Here is an 849-nt window from a genome sequence, read left to right on the forward strand (position 1 = left end):
CTCAGCAAACTCGTGGACTTCCATCTCAAGAACGGCACCCATGCCATTGTCGCGGTCGGTACTACCGGCGAGTCGGCAACTCTTGATGTAGAAGAACACATCGCCGTCATCAAAGCCGTGGTCAAACAGGTTGCCGGGCGCATCCCGGTCATCGCCGGCACTGGCGCCAACTCGACCCGCGAAGCCGTCGAGCTGACCCGCAACGCCAAAGAAGCCGGCGCCGATGCCTGCCTGCTGGTCGTTCCGTACTACAACAAGCCGACTCAGGAAGGCCTGTACCAGCACTTCAAACACATTGCTGAATCGGTCGACATTCCACAGATTCTCTACAACGTTCCGGGCCGCACGTCGTGCGACATGCAGGCCGAGACCGTGATTCGCCTGTCCACCGTGCCGAACATCATCGGTATCAAGGAAGCCACCGGCGATCTGAAACGCGCCAAAGCGATCATCGATGGTGTGAGCAGAGATTTCATCGTGCTGTCCGGCGATGATCCAACCGCCGTTGAACTGATCCTGCTGGGTGGTAAAGGCAACATTTCCGTGACCGCCAACGTCGCGCCGCGCGAAATGGCCGATCTGTGTGAGGCCGCGCTGAAAGGCGACGCCGACACCGCACGGGCCATCAACGAAAAACTGATGCCGCTGCACAAAGACCTGTTCATCGAAGCCAACCCGATTCCGGTGAAGTGGGCTTTGGTTGAAATGGGCCTGATGCACGAAGGCATCCGCTTGCCGCTGACCTGGCTGAGCACACCTTGTCATGAAACGCTGCGCTCGGCCCTGCGCCAGTGCAGCGTCCTGGTTTAATTGAGGAAGTACAACGCATGAAGCGAATGGCCGGACTTT

1 protein-coding gene is annotated in these 849 nt (G+C 58.7%); it reads left to right on the forward strand.

Translation table 11 applies throughout. The features are described 5' to 3' along the window. On the forward strand, positions 1–810 hold an 810-nt coding region (dapA, locus tag ACIP1X_RS06495; RefSeq protein ID WP_400750435.1), incomplete at its 5' end, for a 4-hydroxy-tetrahydrodipicolinate synthase. Between the last annotated feature and the right edge of the window lie 39 nt (positions 811–849).

Source organism: Pseudomonas sp. NPDC088885 (assembly GCF_044750025.1).
Taxonomy (GTDB): domain Bacteria; phylum Pseudomonadota; class Gammaproteobacteria; order Pseudomonadales; family Pseudomonadaceae; genus Aquipseudomonas; species Aquipseudomonas rustica.